This window comes from Alteromonas sp. ASW11-130 (assembly GCF_026183735.1).
In the GTDB taxonomy this organism is placed as follows: Bacteria; Pseudomonadota; Gammaproteobacteria; order Enterobacterales; family Alteromonadaceae; genus Alteromonas.
Map to the genome: position 1 here is coordinate 68,082 of NZ_JAPFRE010000027.1, position 23,113 is coordinate 91,194.

Genomic DNA, 23,113 nt, shown 5'->3' on the forward strand with positions numbered 1-23,113 from the left:
AATATAGGTTAGATGTGAATCGACACGTCCGAAATACCTAGTCACCATCATTTGGGGGAAATATGTCGCAGCACTTTAAAGAAACACCTCGGAACGCTATTACTGAAAGTGGAATAGCACGCGTTATTCCGTGTAAGGAATTAGATGTCAGCGATCCAATCAAATGGCTATCGCTTGGATTTCAGGATATTAAACGAGCGCCGGGAATCTCATTATTTTACGGAATAATGTTTGCTATTATTCCGTGGGCCATTACCGGGCTAGTAGCAATGACCGGGTGGCATCTAGTCATCTTACCCGCCCTTATATGTTTTATGTTGCTTGGCCCGTACTTAGCCGCAGGTTTGTATGATGTAAGCTGGGAGATGGAAAAACAGCATACACCCAGTTTAAGACATTCTTTAAATGCGATGAAACGTAATGCGGTGCACGAATGGGGCTTCGCTGTACTGTTAATTGTACTTATGATCTTTTGGTTACGGGTCGCATCGCTGATCCATGCAATTTACCCACCCACTTATGATGAAACATATCAAAGCTTTATCCCCTTTTTAGCAGTAGGGACTTTTGTCGGCATGATATTTACTGTGGTGTTGTTATTTATAAGCGCATTTACCCAGCCAATATTAATGGAACGCAAAGTCGACTTAGCTACGGCGGTTCTAACCAGTGTGAATGCAGTGTGGGAAAACAAGGTGCCTATGTTTATCTGGGGAGGTATTATTTTTTCTTGCGTGGCGCTAGGATTCCTTACCGCGTTTATCGGTTTTGTTTTTCTCATGCCTTTGCTAGGTTACGCCTCTTGGCACGCTTACATTGACGCGATTACTACTAAAAAGCCCCGTAATTACGTATAAAATGTTAAAAGTTTACTCTCCTTTGGCTTTTCGACATCATCTTCGTGTCGAAAAGCCCACTTCTTTTATATTAATTCCTAACTAAAACTCATTCTTTAGTACTTTTCTTACTAACTAACATTGACAAGCTCAATACGATCAGAGGCTTATTAATATAAGGTTCTGGTTATTTGTCGATTTACAATAATTTTACTTTCAGACTAAAAAAATACAACAGAACTTATCGTTGTTTTCAGCCATTAATAATGAGTGGAAAGCTGAACCCACAGCCAAAATCGTTACGCCATATGGTTGGTTCAATACAGTGAAACGTGAAACGTGAAACGTGAAAAGTGAAAAGTGAAAAGTGGAAGGTGAAAAGTGTAAGGGGAAAACTATGCAAGTATTACTTTTAACAACAACGTTTGGCGCATATTTATTGAGCGCGACCCTTTCTACAGCATTTGTTAGGTCGATTGATACGTCGGCCGCTGAGCAGGTACGATTTATCGGTGAAACAAAAGTACCGGATTTTGTTAGGCCATTGTGCGGGGTGATATCGGGCTACTTCGAAAAATATCTTCCGGCAGGTGGGCTAAATAGCCTCATTACCAGAAACGATACTTAATTTAGCCATTGCAACAGGCGGGTTACATTGTAACGGCGAAAACCTATTCTATTTGCACAAAGGAGGGGTGCGCGAACAGAACATAATTTTCTTGCTAGCGCACCCAATTTACGAATGAAATTAATGGAAATTGGTAAGAGACTGCTAAATTTCACAGCCTCTAAATCGGAGGTTAATTATTGTTGGTATGTGTTGCTTAATTCATATCCGTATCCAGCGGGATATCCTTGCGTGACTTTCAAGGAAAAGCCTTTGGGTATGACATCTAAGCTTAAGCAACGAAACGTACGTCAGGGGTACCAAGAACAAACTTGTGAACGTTGAAAACAACAATCCACCAATAATGGCGATGGCCATAGGTGAATAAGGCGGACCGTCGCCGCCTATCCGCGTTGCGCCTATGGCAAGTGGTACCAGCCCCAATACGGTGGTGGCGACAGTCATCAATATGGGGCGTATTCGCGAAGCGCAACCCTCTAGAACTGCGTTATAGAGGGACTTGCCCTCGGCAATTAGTTGATTGATTCTATGGACCAAGACTATGCCATTGTTTACCACGATGCCCATTAAAATTAACATGCCTATCATCGCCATTATCGACATAGAGGTGCCGGTTACCATAAATGCCCAGAAAACGCCCGTAAATGAAAATAGCAGCGAAGTAATGACAGCGGAAGGTAACAATAGCGACTCGAATAGTGCCGCCATGACAATATAAATCATGCACACTGCTAGCACTAAATTGAGTTGCATTACGCCGCTGGCTTCATCCTGTCTGCGGAAGCTTCCATCGAAAGTCCATGAATACCCATTTGGAAGTGCTACGTACGCCAGGGCGCCCTCTATTCGCTCGCGAGCCTGCTCTATGGTGACGTCTTTCTCAAGATTCGCGCCAATGGTAATAGCGTTTTGCCTAAAGTTACGCGTAATCATAGAGGGTTGAGGTTTTATCGAAATGTCAGCAATCATGTTCAACGTCAGCGTTTTACCTTCAAGGTAGGTTAAATGCAGTTTTTTTAAGTTTTCGACAGATTCTTGAATGTCTTTTCCGTATAGTAAACTCACATTAACTTCGCCTGCATCACCGTAGCGAAATGTACGCAAATTTCTTCCTCTAAGTGCAGTAGAAATTAGCTGTGCTACATCCGCTGTATTGAGATGAAAGCGGTTGATTTTTTCTCTATCTAATCGAATTTGAATTTCCTGGCGTTCGCCACCAAAGTCAGGTCGTACATCGGCTAAACCATCAATTCCAGCAATTATCGGCGTAATTTGCGTGGCTATCTTTCGTAAATGTTCTGACGTTTCCCCAAGCAGCGTAAGTCTAACACCACCACCATTGCCTTCTTCCCATTGAAATGAAGGACGCGCCCGTGCAAAAGCAGGCATCGCTTCACGAATTTGTTTTTTCAGTTCGTTGACATCAACAGGGAGATCTTCTGTTAAAGTAAGACCAGAAACAGCGTACCCCGCCGTAAAATACGAATACACTTGCTTAATATGAAATTTTTCCTGATTGGTGTATAAAAACGCTTCCATCTTATTGACTGTTTGTTCGACTTCTTCAAGGCTGTAATTGTGAGTGATATGGTAGTTAAGCCACACTCTTTCTGGGTCATTATTACCTTCCTCATCGCTGGTAACTACCTGCATCGGAATAACCGTACTGATCAAAATCAGCACAGCTACAATGGCGGTTTTGCCTTGATGCTTCATAGTCCAATCCAGAACGTTACGATATTTTCTGATGTAGTATGGCTGGCTGTTCATCCTTTTACGCGGCACAGGCAATTTGCTGGTCAGTAATGGGATCAGGGTTTGGGAAATAACGAGAGATGCGAACAAAGATATGCAGATAGCTATGGCTACATGTTCAAGAAATATCGTTACATCAATTTTTACCCCCACAATATTGGGTAAAAACACAATCGCTGTGGTTGCGGTGCCAGCTATAACCGCCAGACTGACCTTACTGACCCCCGTCTGGATGGCGGTGGCGGTATCTGAATGATGTTCCCGCTCTTGAAAGATACTTTCGGTAATAACCACCGCATTATCAACCAACATCCCAACAGCAAGTAATAATCCCATCAACGATAAAACATTCAGGGTGTAGCCCATCATGTACATCACACCAAGAGTAATGCAGATAGAGAATGGTACGGACAATACAACAATTAACGTCGTAGTAAGTTGGCGAAGAAATAAAAACAATACAATAATGGATAGCGCTGCGCCAAGTAGTCCTGCTTTAACCAAATCGGAAAGCGAAGAAGTCACACTTCTGGCAATATCATCCATCACAAACAAACTTATGCCATTGAAAGCCGGATCTTGTTTGGCTTGTTCGACAACCTTCATTACTGCATCCGATACTTCCACTAAGTTGCTACTGGATTCACGAAACACGTTAAAGCCGACCGCAAAGGTTCTGTCCAGATGGCGGCCCTCATTTCTACGTGGGGTTTCATAAGTGACAGTAGCGATGTCTTGTAATTGAAGGCCTGGTTGGATAATAAGCTCCTTATAGTCATTTAAATCGGTAAACTGGCCCACTGGGTTGACTAGAATTTTCTGATTTTCTCCATGCAGATGCCCGGCCGTTAATGAAAAGTTTGCTTTACCTAATGCATCATAAAGCTTTGCGGTGTCAACATGCATAGATGCTATACGCTCAGGAATGAGGCGAATAGCGACCTGTTTTTGTAGTACACCATACAACTCAACTTTAGATACTCCGGGCACACGTTCCATCTGACGTTTTAAGTTACGATCCAGTAAATCGTACGCGTTAGATAAATCACGTTCGCTGGAAACTCGCAACTGAAAGATAGGCATGTCATTGGTATTGAACTTAAATACCAAGACACGTTCAACATCGTTGGGTAACAGATGACGGATAGCGTCAACTTTTTCTCTTGCTTCGATGCTTTTAGCCTTTATATTTTCGTCCCAGGCAAATTCCACCATTATCTCGGCGCGATCTTCAAATGATGTGGCCTGAAGACGTTTAATGCCGGACATAGTCGCTATAGCTTCTTCTACCGGCCTGGTAATCAAACGTTCAATTTCCATTGGCGTTGCATTCTGATAAGGAACCTGAATGACCATTTGAGGAATATCAATACCAGGAAACTTTTCTAGGGGGAGCAACTTCCCAGCTGCAATACCAAAAAGCAATAACGAGAAAAATACCATACATATCGTTACCGGACGTTTCATTGCAAATCGCGCTAATCCGGCACCTGTAACGGTAAACTTATCCATAAGTGCGCTCCTCATTAGGGTTGGGTTGTGCAAGCTTGTTGCTCGTCTGTTCGGTAAAGCGTTTTACGTCGAATAAACTGTATAGCACGGGTATTAAAACCAGTGTCAGCAGTGTTGCGAACAACAACCCCGATATAACCGTGATCGCCATTGGTGCGCGTACTTCGGCGCCGTCACCAAACCCAATGGCTAATGGCATCAGACCTAAAATAGTCGTCATTGATGTCATAACAATAGGTCTTAAACGACTTTTGGCCGCATCGATAATGGCATAGTGCTTTTCTACTCCCTTGCTACGTAGCTGATTAATACGATCAACAAGTACAATTGCATTATTCACTACAATGCCGCTAAGCATAATTAAGCCGATGAACACAACAACACTGACGGTAGTCCCCGTTAGCCATAGGCCATATATCGATCCGGCGGCGGCAAGAGGCATAGAAAATAAGATAAGAAGCGGGTGCAGTAAGGATTCAAATTGTGAGGCCATGACTAAATAGACCAGGAAAACTGCTAGTACCAACGCAAACTGTAAGGAACTGAAGCTATGCTGCATATCTTCGCTCTGTCCCGCAATGGTTGCTTTTAATGTGACTGGCAATGTAATGGAATTGAGTATATTTTGTGCTTCAGCAACCCCTTCGTTTAAATCACCATAGGCGAGGTTAGCTTCGATTAACACTACTCGTTGCTGTCCGACGCGGGTGATTTCACTTGGGCCAGAACTCATAAAAACCTCGGCCACAGCGCCAAGCGGTATAGGCTGCGAACTTTCGGGGTTGATAATAATGGCCCTGATATCTTGCACATTTTTACGCTGATTCTCACTGGTGCGTACGAGTACATCAATTTTTCGATCGTCATAGCTGAATTGGGTCGCGACACTGCCACCTATTTGTGTAGCGATCAGTTCTGAAATGTCCGCCGCATTTAGGTTTAACTGCGCGAGACGCGGATGGTCGAATACGACTTTTAATTCAGGGGTACCCTCCCGTAAACTACGGGTGACATCGGCGAAACGTGAACTTTCGCTTAAACGTTGTTGGATGAGCTTACTATTGATTTGTAGTTGATTCAGGTCATATCCCTGTAATTCAATTTGTATAGGCGCGGAAAATGAGAATAATTCTGGTTCACCGAAGGTGCTTTGTACACCAGGTTCGCGGGCCAAATAATTACGCATAGCTTTTTTTACCGTGATAATACCATCGGCTTCGACACCCGATTTCATCACGACATTTAGTCGTCCCCAGTGGTCCCCCCCCTGAGTGGGGGATGCGCTTAATAAACTGCCCGTACCTGCAAGTGAATACGTTCGCGAAACCTGGTCTAAGGCTTCCGTTTGACGCGCTAAATTAGCTAACATTTGATCGGTTTGCCGCACGGTTGAGCCAGTAGGTAACGTAAGATCGACGAAAAACTCCCCTTGAGACATTGTCGGGATAAGCTCCGTGCCCAGTTTAGGAATAAGCAAAAACGCGCCAGCAGTGATAGCTAATGTTAGTGCCAGTACTATACCTCTAGTCTTGAGAGCTATTCTAAGTAAACCGTCATAGCACTTTTCAATACCTTTAAAACAAAGATTAAATGATGAAGCTACGGGTATGAAAATAAAGTGTAGGGCGCGACTAACGATACGCCATAGCCCCACAGCCAAAGTAATTAGCGATGCAGGTAAATAAACAAAAACGAAACGCAAGAGAAATGTGATAGGGAAAAACGTCCAATACAATACTTTTGCAAAAGTCGTTTTAGGCTTATTGTTTTTTTCGTTATTCAAAAATAAATCTGCGTGCGCTGGTGTGTTGCTTTTTTTTCTACTAGCTAGGCAAGGTATCAGGGTTATTGCGATTACCAGAGATGCCAGTAGAGCGAAAGAAACGGTCATGGCTTGATCGCGGAATAGCTGACCTGCAATACCTTCCACAAATATAAGAGGAACAAACACAGCCAACGTGGTAAGAGTGGAAGCGACAATCGCAGAGGATACTTCTTTAGTTCCTTCAGCCGCAGCAGTTTTATCGTCTGCGTTTTCTAAAGCACGCTGCTTTTGTTTATGTCGGTCAATATTTTCTAAAACTACAATACTGTTATCAACTAATAGCCCAACCGCCAGCGCGATACCACCTAAACTCATTATATTCAGGCTGATATCATTAGCATACATCAGATTAAAGGTGGCAATAACGGAAACAGGGATAGAAATTGAAATGATTAAGGTGGGCCAGAAGTCACGTAGAAAAAGATACAACACCAGCATGGCGAGCATTCCTCCCACTATGGCTGCCGCTTTTACATCTTCAATCGCTTGGTTAATAAATACGCTTTGGTCGTAGGTAGTTTGCAGCCCATACAGTTTAGGCATAGACTCTTTGATGCTATCCACACGCGCTTGGACGCGTTTGGATACATCCACTGCATTGGCGTCGCCTTCTTTGTAGATAGCAATTTCGATTCCTTCGATACCATCAAATCGAGTGACCGCATCACGCTCCTTATAGCCTGGAACGACAAAAGCAATATCTTTAAGCTGGATTGCGCGGCCTTCAATATTACCTACGTATAGCTTCTCAATTTCTTCAATAGAGGCAAACTGATTTAGGGTTCTTACTAAGTAGGTCTGACTACCATCGTTGATGCGGCCACCCGCAACGTTGACGTTTTCACTCTTTAATCGGTCTACGATGGTGTTTACGTTGATATTTAGCTGGCTGGCTTTACGCTGATCGATAAGAATTTGGATTTCATCTTCAAGCCCGCCGCCAATTTTGACGGAAGCTACCCCTTCAATGGACTCCAGCTCGCGTTTTATCTGTTTTTCAGCGAATAAACGCATGGCTTTCATGTTGTAGATAAATGACGCCTGGTCAGAAGGGGGATTAACTTCATTAAAGCCCAGACCCATCTTCAATACTGGATCAAAGCTTGGATTAAAACGCAAAAGTCTTGGCTTATCTACATCTAACGGTAGCTGAAGAATATCCAGTTTTTCCCTTACTTCCAGACTGGCGAAGTCCATATCTGTTCCCCATGCAAATTGCAATACAACATCCGATTGCTCGGCCCGGGACACAGATTTGACATTTCTAACCGCTTTAACGACCCCGATGGCCTCTTCAATGGGTTTAGACACCAGTTGTTCAACTTCCGCCGGGGCGGCTCCAGTATAGGCAGTGCGGATGGTTAAGGTGGGGTAGGATAGGTCTGGCAGTAAATTAACCGATAATCTATTTAACGCTACCATTCCAAACAACAAAATAGCAAACGTAAACATGGCAACAGCAACTGGACGTTTAACAGCAATATCGACAATACGCATGGTTCTTGCTCCAAATATTATTCTTATTTAATGCGAATTAGCTACGAACCACTTCAACAGGAGCACTGTCTTTTAAGTTCTGATGGCCTACGGTGACAACCTGTTCGGCGTTCTTTACTCCTGAGAGGATTTCAATTGTATTGCCGTCCTCATAGCCAAGTATGACTTCCCGTTTTTTGGCTATGCCATCTTCCACAACGAAAACGCTGTTTTTATTATCGATTGAAATAATTGCCTGACGAGGTAGTAAAGTCGCATTATCGTGCGTGTCATAGTTGATAGCGACCTCACTGAACATGCCAGCCATAAGCTTAGTGTCTTCGTTAGGCACGCGTAGGGTGACCTTAAATGTGCCGGTCTTAGGGTCTACAACCGGACTTATCCTTTCAATGTATGCAGGGATAGCAGCGTTATTAAGGGCCGGGACGTTAAGTGAAGCCTTTTGTTCTTTACGGATCCTAGGTAGTTCGCTTTCCGGTAAATAAACAATTCCCTGCAACAACTTTTGTTGCACAATGTGAAACATTCGTTCACGTTGAAATGATTCAGTCAGGTTTCCTACTTTTGCATTGCGCTCAGCGATAAAGCCACTGATAGGGGCCACGATGGTGGCTTCTTTTAGATCTAATTCGGCTAATTTGACTGTTGCCTTTATCGCTTCATACTGGGCAGATAATTTGTCATACGTGTCATCGCTGACAAGTTTCTTAGAATAGACTTTATTGATTTTGGCCAGCTCTTGCTCGACGCCTTTTAAATCTGCACGGGCTTTTTTAAGGCTTAATTCATAACGGCTGGGGTCGAGTTGAGCAAGAACTTGCCCTTTTTCCACATAATCACCTTCTTCCACGTAAATATTTTCGATAATGCCAGCAGCTCGCGCGACTACGAACGCCTCTTCTTTGGCTTCAAGTATCGCTGTAGTGGAATAATTTGATGCGATTTCACCCTGACGGGCTTCGTACACTTCAACTGGAATTGCTAACGTTTTTTCTGCTTCGCTTTTGGCAGACTCTGCGGCATAGGTTGCATCAGCGTTACCGCAACCAGATAAAATAAAAGGTGAACTAAGAAGGGTGGTTAACAGGATTGCTTTAGCAATTCGATTTAGTGGCTTATCCATGGTAGTGACCTTTGCTTATTGATGTGTAAGATATTAATAACATCAAATAGCATTCACTGTGCCACCGGCATGAAACGAAAAAGTTGTTTTGAAACAGAGGGTTGAGTTATAAAAAAAGAGAGGCGAAAATAAACTTAGACGCAAGCTTAGTCTTTTTCGCCAAAAGGTAGTGCTTATAACTAAGTTAAATTAACCAGTGATAATTTCGTATGAGGTCGAAATTTTAACCGCATCTTTGAGCATCAGTATGACAGAACAGTACTTTTCAGCCGATAAGTTAACCGCACGATTCACCGCTTTTTCTGTTAACCCGCTACCTTCAACTTTATAATGCGCGTGAATTTTTGTGAAGACTTTCGGGGCAGACTCTGCGCGCTCAGCGGTTAATTCACAATCACAATGATGAATATCGAATCGTCCTTTCTTTAAGATGTCTACCACATCAATACTAGAGCACGCGCCCACAGCGACTAACACCGATTCCATCGGCGATATAGCTTGTCCATTACCGTCCATTACCGTTTTATAACCTGTGTCGGTTTGGCCCGAGAAGGTAAGCTCTTTGTCCCATTTGACTTGTGCTTTCATCGTACTCATTTTTTTGCGTTTTCCTTGTTGAGTTTAATCATTTCAGGATTAATCGTAATACGGCGCTGTTTGTATAACGAACCGAGCGCTTTTTTATACGCCCCTTTACTGACGTTAAATCGTTGATATATATCATCGGCTGGACTTTTGTCAGTTATTGTTGAAAATCCACCATGGGCATGTAAATCGTCAATAATTTGTTGTTCCAGTTTAGCTCTTCCTTTATGCAACTGAGGTTGTAAAGCTACGTCGATTTTACCGTCTTCACGAATGGCTTTAATAAACCCTGTGGTCACGTCACCAATCTTTAAAGGTTTGAATGCATCGCTTTGAAAAATTAAACCTAGACAATTTTGATTTATTAGTACCTTAAAGCCGAGAGGGGTTTTGGCATACACCTGACATTGCACCTCTTCGCCTTCATTTAAATAAGGGCTTTGCTCACGATAAAAGGAGTGAAGTCGGGTAGACCCCAGCAAGCAGCCTGTGTGCTCATCCATATAAACGTGCACCAGGCAACGCATTCCCTGATGGATTGGAAATTCCTGTTGGCGTGTTTTCACCAGTAAATCTTTATCAAGTCCCCAATCGAAAAATGCACCGAAGTCAGTGACTGATACCGCGGTTAATACAGCAGTTTCACCTACCATTACAGCAGGTTGATTATGGTAAGCAACAAGTTCACCATGCTCATCAGTACCAACAAATACATCTATTTTGTCGCCTTGTTTAATATTGTCAGGTGCATTTTCAGACATCAACGTTACTAAACGATCTGGGTCTTCAGGCGTAGAAAGGTGAAAGCCAAAAGGGAGTTCGGCAGAAACAGTTAGCCGATTCATCTTGCCAATATTTATCATAAGGTCCAAATGTGGATAGAATTACTTATGTAATGATAACCAAATGTAGAGATAAGCTGAACATTTATGAAATTAAATTGTGATTTGGGCGAAAGTTATGGTGTGTGGAAGATGCCCGTTGATGACGCGATTATGCCAATAATTGATCAGGCGAATATTGCCTGTGGCTTTCATGCTGGCGATCCGTTAGCAATAAAACATGCTCTTGGTTTAGCCAAAAAACACGGTGTAGAAGTGGGGGCACACCCAGCATACCCAGACCTTTCAGGCTTTGGGAGACGAAGTTTAGCGATGGACGCAAAAGAGATAATCGCGATGCTACATTATCAAATCGGGGCGTTACATGGAATGGCACACTGTGAAGATACGGTTATATCTTTCGTTAAGCCTCATGGTGCACTTTATAATGATATGTTGTCTTCAAAACAAGTAAGGCATGCGGTTATGGATGCTATAGCCAGCTTTATACCCACTTCATTGACCTTAGTTATGCAAGCGCACCCTGATTTTAGATCGTTTCGGGCTGAAGCTAATGAGAGAGATTTAGATATACGTTTCGAAGCCTTCGCTGATCGGTGTTATGCCGACAACGGAGCATTGGTGTCTCGACGTGAAAAACATGCAGTATTAGATTTTGATAAGGCGCTAGAGCAAAGCGAAAAGTTAATAGAGCAAGGATTTGTAATCACTGAAAGTGGTAATACCTTACCGTTGATTGCTGATACACTTTGTGTACACGGCGACTCTCCTGATGCAGTTTACATGGCAAAAGCAATAAGAGAATTAATTAATCGTTCTGATAAAACAGCTTAATGATTTATCACATGAAGGCATTTAAACATATTAAGCATATCGCCTATGCAGGAATGGATGGGTTGATACTATACTTTGCCGGTGAAATTGGACCGGCTAATCAGCGCATTCAGCAGTATATGCAAGCTATCAGCTATGACAAACCGGACTGGTTGAAATCTCTCATTCCTTCATATGATACCCTTCTTGTGTGTTTTGATTGCTTCAAGGTTGATAGTCACTTCGTTTACCAATATCTCGCGAACCTTGAAATAGAAAGTTCTTTTACAAGTGATAGTTCACACCATCATATTCCTGTGTGGTATGACTGCCCACAAACCAGTGACTTTGAACAAATAAAAAACCAAACGGGTTTGGAAAAAAATGAGGTCATTGAACTACACACAGCCTATACATTGCAGGTTTTTGCGGTGGGGTTTGCTCCCGGTTTTGCCTATATGGGTGAATTAGTCGATGAATTAGTTTGCCCGCGATTAGCAACTCCTCGAAAACAGGTGCCCCAAGGCGCTGTCGCAATTGCAGAAAAACAAGCGGCGATTTATCCATTTAGCTCGCCAGGAGGGTGGAATTTGATTGGACTTTGCCCCTGGTATCATAATTTGTCAGATCCCGGCGATTTGCCAGAGTTTTCGGTAGGCGACAGAGTGTCTTTTTATTCCGTTAATGAGAAGCAGTATGGGGAAATAGTAAATGACAAGTAGATTACCTATAACAATTGTCATTGATAACCCTGGTTTGTGCGCAATAATTGTAGATACAGGTCGCACCGAGGGACAGGATAGGGGGTTTTCTGAAGCTGGCCCGTTAGATGAAGAAGCGTATTTTTGGGCAAATTGGCTTTGCGGAAACGAAGTCTCAGAACCCGCTATTGAATGTATCGGGTCCATAGCGTTTACGGTCAAAGCTCACGCAGCTATGGCGGTAACCGGCCCTGAGGTGACATTGACAATTAATGGCGAGGAGCACGCGGCGTGGAAAACGCTTACTGTAGATTCAGATGATAACGTTGCCATTTCTACAAAATGTTCAACCGCTAAATTTTATGTCGCTATAGGGGGCGTGTGGTTACTGAATAAGGTAATGGGTAGCGCATGTACTGTATCGCGCGAGGGTATGGGGGGACTGCATGAAAAGGGCCAACCACTGATTGCCAATGATTCTATTCCTATTCGGGTAGGTTGCGTTGAGAAAAAAGACGTACCCAAGTGCCTTCAACCTGATTATGCCTCGGTGAATCCCGTCGATATCGTCTTAGGCTATCAGTTCGAGAGTTTTCGCTCTTTGGCACGAAGACGCTTTTTTTCTACCGAATATGTAGTGACATCTGATATCAATCGAATGGGATATCGATTAAAGGGAGCTGCCGTTACCTCTGATATGAAGAGTATGCGCTCAGAAGGAATAAATTTTGGTGCAATTCAGTTTCCCCAGGATGGGCAACCTATCATAATGTTGAGAGATCGTCAGACCCTCGGTGGTTATCCTAAAATTGGATGTGTGGCACCTTACGATATTCCGCGATTAGTTCAAACCCCGATAGATGGAGCTATTCGCTTTAAAGAATGTGCGGCCAGTGACGCGCGCACGAATTGGCTGCTCGCGCGGGTGCAAAGAGCTCGCTTTATCAATGGAAAATAAAAACATAATGACTACAGTAGCGTTTCTGAATAACCAGTATCTGCCGCTTGATGAGGCAAAAATTTCCCCTATGGATAGGGGATTTCTGTTTGGTGATGGTATTTATGAGGTCATTCCCAGCTTTGATAAACGAATCGTTGGCTTTGACGCTCATATGCAGCGTATGAAAAATAGTTTACTCGCATTGGAAATTGACAATCCCTTAAGTCGCGACGAATGGAAATCCCTCATACAGACTTTAGTCGAAAAGAATATTGAAGAATTAGGTGCAAGCGTGGGAGTTTATCTTCACGTTAGCAGAGGAATGCAATTAACCCGAAGTCATGGATACAACGACGACTTTACACCCACAATATTTGGGTTTGCCTTTGCAATTCCCCCATCCCAATCCCATCGGCCCGATGAAGTCCAAGGGCTGTCAGTCTCTTTGGCTAAAGATTTACGTTGGCAACGTTGTCATATTAAATCGACTTCTCTGCTAGGAAATATACTGCATTTTCAAGAAGCGAAGCGAGACGGGAAGCATGAATCCATTTTATTTAACCATAACAACGAAATTACCGAAGCAACAACGTGCAACGTTTTTATCGTCGAGCAGGGTATCGTTAGAACACCGCCGCTAGATAATCAGCTATTACCAGGAATAACACGAAAATTGGTCATAGAAAGTTTAGTTAACGAGAATATCCAAGTAGAAGAAGTGGCAATCTCTACTCAAAGACTACTGAGCGCTGATGAAGTTTGGCTTACCAGCTCAAGCAAAGAAATTGCGCCTGTCATTAACGTAGATGGTAGTGTAATGGGGGATGGACTTCCTGGGGAGATGTGGCGTAGAGCGTTGCTTGCCTACAACGAACATAAATTTACCTAAATGCACAAAAAAGCCTGCATGTTACAGGCTTTCGTCTTAGCAATATTATCGATTACTCTTGCTCTTCACAATTGCCATGATTACATTCACCGTACAGGTAAAGGCTGTGATGTGTAAGGGTCATGTTGTTTCTTTTTGCTACTTCCATTTGGCGTTGTTCAATGACGTCATCTTCAAATTCAATCACCTTTCCGCATTTCAGGCATACTAGATGATCGTGGTGCGCTTTGTGACTCATTTCAAAAACCGACTTTCCACCTTCAAAATGGTGGCGATTGAGTATTCCTGCGTCATCGAATTGGTTTAAAACGCGGTACACGGTTGCCAGACCAATCTCTTCTCCATGTTCAATCAGAATTTTGTATACATCTTCAGCACTAATATGCTGATTTTGAGGTTCCTGGAGAATTTGCAGGATTTTCAATCTTGGAAGGGTAACTTTTAGTCCCGCTTTTTTAAGTTCTTTATTTTGATCCATAGATTGTAATAGCTGGCTGCTTAAAGATAGGGCCTATTATAGGTAACTTCCTCAGATTTGGAAGTAAAAGCGGACCTTAAAACCTTAACTGATGCAAAAAAGCACTAAGGGGGGCAGATAGATTTTCAGAATAGTGAAAATAAATCGTTATAATGTGTCTCAAGTTTTGCAAAAAAGTTACGATAATTTTAATAAATAGTCTTTTTTATGGTATAAGGTTTAACAATGTCAACACTAATCCCGTGCACAATAAATAGAATAAATTCGGTGTTGGTATAGATATAAATACTGTGCACGCATGCGTATACCAATTCATTTAAATACTTAACTCACTCATGGGTGGAAATCCCATACTGAGGAGTTGTGTAAGTTAAAGAATCGTATTAAACAATTCCACGCTATAACTATAAACAAAAGTGGAATCGGGAAAAAATGAGTGAGTTGTTTCATGCAGTTAACTGTCGTTAAAAAAATAACCCTGGGCTTTGGGCTATTTGGTTGTTTACTCTTACTAACCAGTGTCTTATCCTATTTTGGCTTGAACGATATTCGTACTTCAGCGGTGGTCGTTGTTGAAGAAAAAATGCCAGTTCAGGCACAAATGGTGGAAGTTAAAACCGATATATTAAATTTAGCCCGTATCACCGCGAACGGTTACCATGAATCCACCGCCGAAGGTCTCTCAGAAAACCGCGAAGAATTTAATGCCAAAGCGCAGATGTTCACGCAACAACGAAACCAACTGGTTTCTCTTATTGAGTCCAGCCCTTTTTTAACGTCGGCCGTAACATCTAGCGATACCTATCTAAACGAAAGTGTTGCTATGTACGAAGCTATTCGCGAACGAATTGCCTTGGAAGCTCGTTTAGCGGGTAAACTTGAGGAAGTGTTGCGGGTGGCGGATGAAGGCAGTGCTTTAATGCTCGATTTATCTTATCTGGATAGTAATGACCCAACCATTAACACCATGATCGGAGCCGGTACCAATATTGACAATAAGCTGTTGACGTTGACAACCGCGATAAGCGAATTAGGTACAACAAATGATAAGCAAGTGACAGATAACATCGTTGAAGATTTGCAGTATCAGTTAAGCAATTTACAGGTTGATAAGGATTACCTGAACCGATTAGCTCAAGATGTTGAAGACGGTGGCACTGTTGAAATGTTTAATGAACAGTATGAAAAACTACTGGCAGGGCTACAGGGAGAAGATAGTCTTGTTTCGTTACAACAACAAAAATTGGCCCAAATTGAAGCCAGTAATCGACATCGTCAATTAGCTTCAGACGCATTAAATGTTGCCCTTGAAAATATCAATACGTTGTCAGAAAACGTACGTCAGTCGAGCCTTGATGGGCAAAATGATATTTTAGAAACCGTACAAGACAATCTCGTCAAAAATGTGATTGTATCAGTGTTTGGTCTTATCGCTGCCGCAATACTTGCAATTATATCTACGCGAAGTATTGCCAGACCACTCGCTAGAATTAATCGCGGATTAACTTCGTTAAGTAAAGGGGATCTTTCGAGAAAATTACGGGAAGAAGGTAATGATGAGTTTTCAGATCTGGCAGTGAAAGTAAATAGTCTAACCGAAAGTTTACGAGAGTTAATCGGGAATATTCTGACGCAGGAAAAGCAGCTTATAACAGTCACTAAAGAAAGCGTGTCTATGGGCGAGAGAAGCTTACAAGATGTAGACCAGCAGCGCGAACAGGTGCGGGTAACATCGCGCAATACGGAAAATGTACAAAACACTAGTCGGAGTAATTTAGAGCAAATTAACCTTGCCATGGAAAAATTAACATCGGTGTCAAATCAGAGTGATCACATTTCGAAATTAGTCGAGGACAACCGTAGACAAGTAGAGATTCAAGCCTCACAAGCTGAAGCATCGGCCACCATAATTCATCGATTGGACGATAACAGCCGCAATATCGGCAGTATACTTGACGTTATTAAGACCATTGCCGAACAAACTAATCTGCTCGCCCTTAATGCTGCAATAGAAGCCGCCAGGGCAGGTGAGCAGGGTAGAGGCTTCGCAGTGGTAGCAGACGAAGTCCGTACTTTAGCGACAAGAACGCACGATTCCACTGAAGAAATTGAAGCTATGATCGGGAGTTTGCAGCAAGATGCGGCCGAAGCTGTGAAGGCAATTAATATCGGGCGTGACCAGGCTAAAGAAGGTGTTGCCATCACTAGCCAAGTAAGCGAGCAAGTTGAAGACATCCGCAAAATCATAGAGGCGCTCAGTCAAATTAACCATCATATCGTGGATGATACGCGTGAGCAGAATACATTATTGGCTGAGGTTGCTGATAGTTTAAATACTATAGTTAGTCTAGCTGACTCAAGTGCCCAGAGCACTCGTTTATCTAATGAGTCTGTGATGCGGTTAGATGCTCAAGTTGAATCACTTAAACGAGCTGTCGAAAGGTTCAAGCTATAGAAAAAAAAGCTGATAGCGTAACCATGCCGCTATCAGCCTTAAATCTAATTTCTATACTATAAATTCTAAATTCCGCTAGGCCAATTCAGCTAAACATAGTTCATCGTGCAATTGCTTACACCAAGCCTTAACGCGACTATCAGTTAATTCAGGTTGGCGATCTTCGTCAATACCCAAGCCAACAAAATGATTATCATCCTGCAAGCCTTTAGACGCTTCAAAATCGTAACCTTCAGTAGGCCAGGCACCCACTAATATAGCCCCCTTAGGTTCTACAATATCTCTTATCATGCCCATCGCATCTAAGAAATACTCCGCATAGTCTTCTTGATCCCCACAGCCAAAAATAGCCACTAATTTGTCGGTAAAATCAATCTCTTCGAGTTCAGGAAAAAAGTCATCCCAATCGCATTGTGCCTCGCCGTAGTACCATGTTGGTATACCAAAAATTAATAGGTCAAAGTTTGCGATATCTTCTTTTGTACTCTTTGCAATATCCCGTACATCGATTAGCTGTTTACCTAATTCTTTTTGAATCATCTTAGCAACATGTTCGGTGTTGCCTGTATCACTGCCAAAAAATAGGCCAACGCTTGCCATATTTAACCTCTTAAAAACTAAAATTTATAACCCAGTACTGAGCCAGAATAGCTCAATAATACCTTTAGCAACAAAACCCAGTGCGCCTAACCCAAGCACTCCGTATGCAACAACGCGGCCGATTAAAGGTACTTCATTTTTCTTTAATACATCATGAACAGCAAAACTCATGAGAGCGAATAACCCGAGTAGCGTTACATACAATACAACGGATTCAATTGTTTCGTAATTTTCGGCAATCATACAGTTTAATATGTGTTGCTTTGATCGATAGGGCGGCAACTATAGCACAATCTATTTACGTCGCGCAGTACAAAGCTGAGGTTGTAAAGAGAAAATAATTCTCATTACGGCTCAGCATTTATTCAAAAGTGGGCCCAATAATGAAAAAATCAATGCTGTTGGTTTAAAAAGCGTTCGATGCCGCGGTTAAAAGCCTGAGGCTTTTCAGCGTGAAGCCAATGTCCCGCAGCCTGGATTATTTTGGCGGAAGAGTTTGGGAAGTATTTTAATACCGTACTTTGATGCTCAAGGGTTAAATAATCTGACAATTCACCTTTAATAAACAGGGTGGGGCCATTGTACGTTTGTTGAGATTCTGGCCAATCACAAATAGCGTCGTAATGCTCGCGAAGATTGTGCACATTGAAGCGCCATTGCCATTTGTCTTTCTCATTTTTCACCAGGCTTTTAAGTAAAAACTGTCTGACGCCAGGCTCAGAAATATACCTAGCAAGCTGGTTATCTGCTTCCTGACGCGTGGTGATTTGTGTTAACTCAACATTATTAATGCCATTAAAAACCTGTTGATGACGGGGAGGATATCGAACGGGAGCAATATCAGCTACCATTAATCCTTTTACTTTTTCAGGCTGCGCTAAGGCCATTTGCATTGCTAGCTTCCCGCCGAGCGAATGGCCTAAGACATAGCATTCTTCTATGTGATGGTCTGCCAAAGTGGATGCCAGCAATTCAACCCAAAGTTCAAAAGAGAAAGTATCCAAATTTATGGAGCGCCCATGGTCGGGCAAATCAATATTCAGTATATTATACGTTGATTCAAAATGACGGCGGACTACGGCAAGATTATCCAGATCACCGAACAGCCCATGGATAAGAATTAACCACGGTGAGTTATGGTCGAGTTTTCGTTTTTCTACATTTAAACTTTTTTGCATAGTAAAATTTACTTATCATGCCGTTATAAAGTAACAGGTGGCAAAGCCACCTGTTTTTACAAATATCAAACTATCAGGTCGTCCGAATTTATAGAAAAATAAAACGAACAAATTAAACTTTTTATATTGAAAAGTTTTCTAATTTCTTACCTTTTTCCAACGCTTCCTTAAATATTTTTGGCATTCTGCCTATGCCCGTCCAAGAGTGTGATTCACCATTTCCATCTTTAATTTGATATTTAACTGGGCGTTTTTTCTTGGGCTTTGTTGAACCAGCTTTTGAAGAGTGTAATCTTTGCAAGTCCTCAAAGTTAACGCCCATTTCTCTCATCTGCGAATGTATTTTTTCAGCACTGGCAAGCCTCTCTTTTTCAGCTTGTTGCAGTTTTTCTTCCTTAGCTTTTCTTTTCTCAATAATACGACTTAATTTTTGCTGAACTTCTTCAAGTTCCTCAATACTTAAATCTTTTACAGCTCCTTGCAAACGTCTTCCATGGGTTAACACGTTTAAAAAATCGTTCATCTAATAACCTTGCATATTGAAAAAGCATTCTTTCTAATAATATGAGAAATTTGTTTAAAAAAAAAGCGGATAATATCCGCTTTTTAAAATTAAATTGTGATTACATATTGGGATAATTAGGGCCGCCGGCTCCTTCAGGTGTTACCCAACGAATATTCTGCGAAGGATCTTTTATATCACAAGTTTTACAATGGATGCAGTTTTGCGCGTTTATTTGAAATTTTGGTTGCCCAGCTTCTTCAACTACTTCATAAACGCCAGCGGGACAGTAACGCTGAGCGGGTTCATCAAATTTAGGTAAATTAACCTCAATGGGAATTGATTTATCTTTTAACTGCAAATGGCATGGTTGATCTTCTTCATGGTTTGTATTGGAAAGAAATACCGATGAAAGTTTGTCAAAACTAAGGTCACCATCAGGCTTCGGGTAGTTTATTTTATCGTGAGAAGCTGCCGTTTCCATTTTCGCATAATCTTGCGTGTTATCTTTTAGGGTGACAAACATATTGCCACCGAAAAGGTTTTGCTCAATGGTATTAAATGCGCCGCCCCAGAAATTACCAAATTTATGAATTGCTGGGCCAAAGTTCCGCGAACTGTAAAGTTCTTTGTGAACCCATGAGCGGGTGAATTTTTCGTCAAATGAAATAACATTTTTTTGTACTTCATCTGTAGAATAGAGCGCGTCAAAAATTGACTCGGCCGCTAACATCCCGGATTTCATAGCGGTATGGTTACCCTTGATTTTCGCAAAGTTTAGGGTCCCAGCGTTACATCCTACTAAGAAGCCACCAGGAAATGTCATTTTCGGTAGCGCGTTTAATCCACCTTTTGTAATGGCTCTAGCCCCGTAAGAGACACGATTCCCTCCCTTTAGATACTGACTGAATAAGGGATGATGTTTCAAACGTTGGAATTCGTGAAAAGGACTTAAATGTGGATTTTTATAATCTAAATCGACGATTAACCCCACCAATACCTGATTATTTTCGGCGTGATATAAATAACTTCCTCCCGACGCTTTATCCAAAGGCCACCCTGCAGTGTGAATGACTAATCCGGGCTGGTGCGCAGATGGATCAATATCCCATATTTCCTTAAAACCAATTGCGTAATGTTGCGCTGTAGCATCTTTATCTAATTCAAATTTTTCAATCAGTTCTTTACCCAGATGCCCCCGGCTTCCTTCAGCAAAAACAGTATACTTTGCGCGTAATTCCATGCCGGGCATATAACTATCTTTATGCTCGCCGTTGACACCAATTCCCATGTCGCCCGTGATGACGCCGCCTACGCTGTTATCATCATTATAAATAATCTCTGCCGCGGGAAAGCCTGGAAAAATTTCAACCCCTAATGCTTCTGCTTGTTCTGCCAGCCAGCGACATACATTACCCATGGAAACGATATAATTTCCTTCGTTATGCATGGTTTTCGGCGTCATGGCGTTAGGAAGTTTTCTTGCCTGTGTCTCGCTTGAAAGCAAATAAATTTCGTCTTGCGTTACTGGCGTATTTAATGGCGCGCCCTTTTCTTTCCAATCAGGAAATAGTTCATCCAAAGCTTTGGTTTCGAAAACCGCACCCGAAAGAATATGAGCGCCAACTTCTGAGCCTTTTTCTACTACGCAGACCATTAATTCCTGGTCTTTTTCTTTCGCTAATTGCATTAGTCGACAGGCCGTTGACAGTCCGGCAGGGCCTGCACCAACAATTACCACGTCAAATTCCATTGATTCTCGTTCCACAACCCGGCTCCTCTTTTTTATATCTGATCTGCACTATAGCTGAAACCAGCGTTGCAGTTGTCAAATTTATGTAATTATATTGGGTGGGAAAGGTAAAGCAGGTTGACGTTTACGTCAACAGTAAGTACATTTCATTCCAGTTTACGTTAACGTAAACGCCCTACATTAAGAAGGGAATCTGAATATATTCGGTTTTTCACGTGTTTTTTAAAACTATCCAACCAATATGTTGGGTTTACACGTAAAATCCGCAGAGCCTTCAAACTCAACGATTGAGGTAAATCATGAAAATACTCGTACCAGTAAAACGAGCTATCGATTATAACGTCAAGGTGAGAGTAAAAGCCGATGAATCCGGCGTTGACCTGACTAATGCCAAAATGGCCATTAACCCATTTTGTGAAATCGCGGTTGAAGAAGCCGTGCGTTTAAAAGAAAAAGGCATTGCGACTGAAGTGATTGTCGTTTCTATAGGCGATAAAAGCTGCCAAGAGCAAATCAGAACAGCATTGGCTCTCGGTGCTGATCGTGGCTTGCAAATTGATGTCGATACTAAACTGGAGTCACTACAGGTTGCAAAATTACTTGCGAAAGTTGTAGAAGAAGAACAACCGCAGCTGGTTATTTTAGGTAAGCAAAGTATTGACTCAGACAATAATCAAACGGGTCAAATGTTAGCCGCATTAACCGGTATGCCTCAGGGTACATTTGCATCTAAAGTGGACGTAGAGGGTGACAAAGTTCATGTTACTCGCGAAATTGATGGTGGGTTGCAAACAGTAGCAATTAATTTGCCTGCAGTTGTCACCACCGATTTGCGATTGAATGAACCCCGTTATGCATCTCTTCCCAATATTATGAAAGCGAAGCGTAAACCTCTAGAGGTTAAAGCTGCAGCTGATTATGGGGTTTCATTAGAGTCTAAAGTGAAAGTCGTTAAAGTGACGCCGCCTCCTAAACGGGAAGGTGGGGTGAAAGTAGCAGACGTGGCTGAATTGGTGGATAAACTCAAAAATGAAGCGAAGGTGATCTGATGTCGATTTTAATTTATGCAGAACATGATAATGTACATCTAAAACCAGAAACCGCGAAAGTTGTTGGTGCTGCTTCTAAAATGGGCGACGACATTCACATACTGGTAGTGGGTGAAAAGTGTCAGGCCGTAGCTGAAAGTGCGGCTAAGATCGATGGTGTAGAGAAAGTCTTGCTTGCAGATAATGCCGCTTACGGTCATCAGTTGGCAGAAAATATTGCCGATTTAATGGTATCCATGGCTGAAGGTTATACTCACATCCTTGCAGCTGCAACGACCACGGGCAAAAACTTCATGCCACGTGTAGCAGCATTACTTGATGTGGCCCAGATTTCTGACATCATAGACGTTGAGTCAGCGGATACCTTTGTACGGCCTATTTATGCAGGTAACGCAATCGCTACAGTCCAATCTGAAGACTCTGTTAAAGTGCTTACAGTTCGCGCCTCGGCTTTTGATTCAGTCGAATTGAACAATTCAGCATCTATTGAGACTATTGAGACTGTCAAAGAAGCCAACAAATCGGCGTTTATCAAAGAAGAGTTAACAGAGTCTGAGCGTCCTGAATTAACCGCTGCTGAAGTGGTTATTTCGGGCGGTCGCGGTATGCAAAATGGCGAAAACTTTAAGTTATTAGAGGGCATCGCAGATAAGCTTGGTGCTGCAATTGGCGCTTCTCGGGCAGCCGTGGATGCGGGTTTCGTACCCAATGATATGCAGGTGGGGCAAACCGGTAAAATTGTTGCCCCTCAGCTTTATATTGCAGTAGGCATATCCGGCGCTATCCAGCATTTGGCGGGTATGAAGGACTCTAAAGTAATCGTTGCTATCAACAAAGATGAAGAGGCGCCTATTTTTCAGGTGGCTGATTATGGATTGGTAGCGGATCTTTTTGAGGTGTTACCTGAATTAGAAGATAAGCTTTAATAAGCGTTACCGGCTAATCAAGCAAAAAAAAATAAGTATTAAAGAAATAGGTAAACAGTAAAAAGTAAAAAGTAAAAAGTAAAAAGGCGGTATCTATCAGATACCGCCTTTTTTATTGCATCTAGAGACACATTTTTTAACAAACTATCACAAGCCTCTGGTAATTAATCACTATAAACTAGTGATTCCAATAATAAGAAGTAATATATGGCGGTAGAAGTTTTAT

General features: G+C 42.2%; 20 protein-coding genes. 9 read left to right on the forward strand and 11 right to left on the reverse strand.

The window, feature by feature from the left end:
* The first annotated feature begins 62 nt into the window (after nucleotides 1–62).
* Nucleotides 63–857: a DUF2189 domain-containing protein gene (locus OPS28_RS09465; protein ID WP_265609211.1), complete on the forward strand. Its 795-nt coding sequence runs from the start codon at nucleotides 63–65 to the stop codon at nucleotides 855–857.
* A gap of 376 nt (nucleotides 858–1,233) precedes the next feature.
* Nucleotides 1,234–1,464, forward strand: coding sequence for a hypothetical protein (locus OPS28_RS09470; RefSeq protein ID WP_265609212.1), 231 nt, complete (start codon nucleotides 1,234–1,236; stop codon nucleotides 1,462–1,464).
* Between the two features lie 201 nt (nucleotides 1,465–1,665).
* Here the strand turns inward: OPS28_RS09470 and OPS28_RS09475 are convergent, their stop codons facing one another.
* The 5 genes from OPS28_RS09475 to OPS28_RS09495 all read right to left on the reverse strand — a co-directional run bounded on the left by OPS28_RS09475 (nucleotide 1,666) and on the right by OPS28_RS09495 (nucleotide 10,624).
* A complete protein-coding gene (locus OPS28_RS09475) occupies nucleotides 1,666–4,731 on the reverse strand; it encodes an efflux RND transporter permease subunit (RefSeq protein ID WP_265609213.1) in 3,066 nt (1,021 codons plus the stop codon).
* A complete protein-coding gene (locus OPS28_RS09480; protein ID WP_265609214.1) occupies nucleotides 4,724–8,053 on the reverse strand; it encodes an efflux RND transporter permease subunit in 3,330 nt (1,109 codons plus the stop codon). Before OPS28_RS09480 ends, OPS28_RS09475 begins: the two co-directional genes overlap by 8 nt.
* 37 nt (nucleotides 8,054–8,090) lie before the next feature.
* The gene (locus OPS28_RS09485) at nucleotides 8,091–9,176 is read right to left on the reverse strand and encodes an efflux RND transporter periplasmic adaptor subunit (RefSeq protein ID WP_265609215.1); all 1,086 of its coding nucleotides are present in this window, start codon (nucleotides 9,174–9,176) and stop codon (nucleotides 8,091–8,093) included.
* A gap of 189 nt (nucleotides 9,177–9,365) precedes the next feature.
* Nucleotides 9,366–9,764, reverse strand: coding sequence for an OsmC family protein (locus OPS28_RS09490; protein ID WP_265609637.1), 399 nt, complete (start codon nucleotides 9,762–9,764; stop codon nucleotides 9,366–9,368).
* Nucleotides 9,765–9,769: 5 nt separating this feature from the next.
* Nucleotides 9,770–10,624, reverse strand: a complete 855-nt coding sequence (locus OPS28_RS09495; protein ID WP_265609216.1) for a CvfB family protein — start codon at nucleotides 10,622–10,624, stop codon at nucleotides 9,770–9,772.
* Nucleotides 10,625–10,690: 66 nt separating this feature from the next.
* Between OPS28_RS09495 and OPS28_RS09500 the strand changes: the two genes are divergently transcribed.
* From OPS28_RS09500 to OPS28_RS09515, 4 genes are read left to right on the forward strand one after another with little or no spacing between them, the layout of a single operon-like run.
* Nucleotides 10,691–11,437 carry a 5-oxoprolinase subunit PxpA gene (locus OPS28_RS09500; protein ID WP_265609217.1) on the forward strand — a complete coding sequence of 249 codons (747 nt, stop codon included), beginning with the start codon at nucleotides 10,691–10,693 and terminating at the stop codon, nucleotides 11,435–11,437.
* 11 nt (nucleotides 11,438–11,448) lie between these two features.
* A complete protein-coding gene (locus OPS28_RS09505) occupies nucleotides 11,449–12,138 on the forward strand; it encodes a 5-oxoprolinase subunit B family protein (protein WP_265609218.1) in 690 nt (229 codons plus the stop codon).
* Entirely contained in the window at nucleotides 12,128–13,075 is a 948-nt protein-coding gene (locus tag OPS28_RS09510) for a biotin-dependent carboxyltransferase family protein (protein ID WP_265609219.1), read from the forward strand. The genes OPS28_RS09505 and OPS28_RS09510 overlap by 11 nt, the downstream gene beginning before the upstream one ends.
* 7 nt (nucleotides 13,076–13,082) lie before the next feature.
* Complete coding sequence (locus OPS28_RS09515) at nucleotides 13,083–13,946, forward strand: aminotransferase class IV (protein ID WP_265609220.1); 864 nt, start codon at nucleotides 13,083–13,085, stop codon at nucleotides 13,944–13,946.
* A gap of 52 nt (nucleotides 13,947–13,998) precedes the next feature.
* On the opposite strand, the gene fur is transcribed toward OPS28_RS09515, so the two are convergent.
* Nucleotides 13,999–14,424, reverse strand: coding sequence for a ferric iron uptake transcriptional regulator (fur, locus tag OPS28_RS09520; protein ID WP_265609221.1), 426 nt, complete (start codon nucleotides 14,422–14,424; stop codon nucleotides 13,999–14,001).
* Nucleotides 14,425–14,872: 448 nt separating this feature from the next.
* On the opposite strand from fur, the gene OPS28_RS09525 reads away from it, so the two are divergent.
* On the forward strand, nucleotides 14,873–16,879 hold the full coding sequence (locus OPS28_RS09525; RefSeq protein ID WP_265609222.1) for a methyl-accepting chemotaxis protein: 2,007 nt from the start codon (nucleotides 14,873–14,875) through the stop codon (nucleotides 16,877–16,879).
* 75 nt (nucleotides 16,880–16,954) lie between these two features.
* Here OPS28_RS09525 and fldA read toward each other — a convergent pair whose 3' ends face one another.
* The 5 genes from fldA to OPS28_RS09550 form a co-directional block, all read right to left on the reverse strand.
* The gene (gene fldA / locus OPS28_RS09530) at nucleotides 16,955–17,479 is read right to left on the reverse strand and encodes a flavodoxin FldA (RefSeq protein WP_265609223.1); all 525 of its coding nucleotides are present in this window, start codon (nucleotides 17,477–17,479) and stop codon (nucleotides 16,955–16,957) included.
* A gap of 24 nt (nucleotides 17,480–17,503) precedes the next feature.
* A complete protein-coding gene (locus tag OPS28_RS09535; protein ID WP_265609224.1) occupies nucleotides 17,504–17,722 on the reverse strand; it encodes a DUF2788 domain-containing protein in 219 nt (72 codons plus the stop codon).
* A 149-nt stretch (nucleotides 17,723–17,871) separates the two neighbouring features.
* Nucleotides 17,872–18,657 (reverse strand): alpha/beta fold hydrolase, encoded by a 786-nt coding sequence (locus OPS28_RS09540; RefSeq protein WP_265609225.1) that lies wholly within the window; start codon nucleotides 18,655–18,657, stop codon nucleotides 17,872–17,874.
* A 121-nt stretch (nucleotides 18,658–18,778) separates the two neighbouring features.
* A complete protein-coding gene (locus OPS28_RS09545; protein WP_265609226.1) occupies nucleotides 18,779–19,180 on the reverse strand; it encodes an H-NS histone family protein in 402 nt (133 codons plus the stop codon).
* A gap of 100 nt (nucleotides 19,181–19,280) precedes the next feature.
* Nucleotides 19,281–20,927 (reverse strand): electron transfer flavoprotein-ubiquinone oxidoreductase, encoded by a 1,647-nt coding sequence (locus OPS28_RS09550; RefSeq protein ID WP_265609227.1) that lies wholly within the window; start codon nucleotides 20,925–20,927, stop codon nucleotides 19,281–19,283.
* A gap of 284 nt (nucleotides 20,928–21,211) precedes the next feature.
* Here OPS28_RS09550 and OPS28_RS09555 point away from each other — a divergent pair, with 284 nt between their 5' ends.
* Both OPS28_RS09555 and OPS28_RS09560 read left to right on the forward strand, forming a co-directional pair.
* Nucleotides 21,212–21,961: an electron transfer flavoprotein subunit beta/FixA family protein gene (locus OPS28_RS09555; protein ID WP_265609228.1), complete on the forward strand. Its 750-nt coding sequence runs from the start codon at nucleotides 21,212–21,214 to the stop codon at nucleotides 21,959–21,961.
* On the forward strand, nucleotides 21,961–22,887 hold the full coding sequence (locus OPS28_RS09560) for an electron transfer flavoprotein subunit alpha/FixB family protein (protein ID WP_265609229.1): 927 nt from the start codon (nucleotides 21,961–21,963) through the stop codon (nucleotides 22,885–22,887). Before OPS28_RS09555 ends, OPS28_RS09560 begins: the two co-directional genes overlap by 1 nt.
* Nucleotides 22,888–23,113: the final 226 nt, after the last annotated feature.

What these genes read in the sequence shown, in the direction of transcription:
- OPS28_RS09465 (WP_265609211.1), top strand. Translation starts at nt 63, where the DNA reads ATGTCGCAGCACTTTAAAGAAACACCTCGGAACGCTATTACTGAAAGT.
- OPS28_RS09470 (WP_265609212.1), top strand. Translation starts at nt 1,234, where the DNA reads ATGCAAGTATTACTTTTAACAACAACGTTTGGCGCATATTTATTGAGC.
- OPS28_RS09475 (WP_265609213.1), bottom strand. Translation starts at nt 4,731, where the DNA reads ATGGATAAGTTTACCGTTACAGGTGCCGGATTAGCGCGATTTGCAATG.
- OPS28_RS09480 (WP_265609214.1), bottom strand. Translation starts at nt 8,053, where the DNA reads ATGCGTATTGTCGATATTGCTGTTAAACGTCCAGTTGCTGTTGCCATG.
- OPS28_RS09485 (WP_265609215.1), bottom strand. Translation starts at nt 9,176, where the DNA reads ATGGATAAGCCACTAAATCGAATTGCTAAAGCAATCCTGTTAACCACC.
- OPS28_RS09490 (WP_265609637.1), bottom strand. Translation starts at nt 9,764, where the DNA reads ATGAAAGCACAAGTCAAATGGGACAAAGAGCTTACCTTCTCGGGCCAA.
- OPS28_RS09495 (WP_265609216.1), bottom strand. Translation starts at nt 10,624, where the DNA reads ATGATAAATATTGGCAAGATGAATCGGCTAACTGTTTCTGCCGAACTC.
- OPS28_RS09500 (WP_265609217.1), top strand. Translation starts at nt 10,691, where the DNA reads ATGAAATTAAATTGTGATTTGGGCGAAAGTTATGGTGTGTGGAAGATG.
- OPS28_RS09505 (WP_265609218.1), top strand. Translation starts at nt 11,449, where the DNA reads ATGAAGGCATTTAAACATATTAAGCATATCGCCTATGCAGGAATGGAT.
- OPS28_RS09510 (WP_265609219.1), top strand. Translation starts at nt 12,128, where the DNA reads ATGACAAGTAGATTACCTATAACAATTGTCATTGATAACCCTGGTTTG.
- OPS28_RS09515 (WP_265609220.1), top strand. Translation starts at nt 13,083, where the DNA reads ATGACTACAGTAGCGTTTCTGAATAACCAGTATCTGCCGCTTGATGAG.
- fur (WP_265609221.1), bottom strand. Translation starts at nt 14,424, where the DNA reads ATGGATCAAAATAAAGAACTTAAAAAAGCGGGACTAAAAGTTACCCTT.
- OPS28_RS09525 (WP_265609222.1), top strand. Translation starts at nt 14,873, where the DNA reads ATGCAGTTAACTGTCGTTAAAAAAATAACCCTGGGCTTTGGGCTATTT.
- fldA (WP_265609223.1), bottom strand. Translation starts at nt 17,479, where the DNA reads ATGGCAAGCGTTGGCCTATTTTTTGGCAGTGATACAGGCAACACCGAA.
- OPS28_RS09535 (WP_265609224.1), bottom strand. Translation starts at nt 17,722, where the DNA reads ATGATTGCCGAAAATTACGAAACAATTGAATCCGTTGTATTGTATGTA.
- OPS28_RS09540 (WP_265609225.1), bottom strand. Translation starts at nt 18,657, where the DNA reads ATGCAAAAAAGTTTAAATGTAGAAAAACGAAAACTCGACCATAACTCA.
- OPS28_RS09545 (WP_265609226.1), bottom strand. Translation starts at nt 19,180, where the DNA reads ATGAACGATTTTTTAAACGTGTTAACCCATGGAAGACGTTTGCAAGGA.
- OPS28_RS09555 (WP_265609228.1), top strand. Translation starts at nt 21,212, where the DNA reads ATGAAAATACTCGTACCAGTAAAACGAGCTATCGATTATAACGTCAAG.
- OPS28_RS09560 (WP_265609229.1), top strand. Translation starts at nt 21,961, where the DNA reads ATGTCGATTTTAATTTATGCAGAACATGATAATGTACATCTAAAACCA.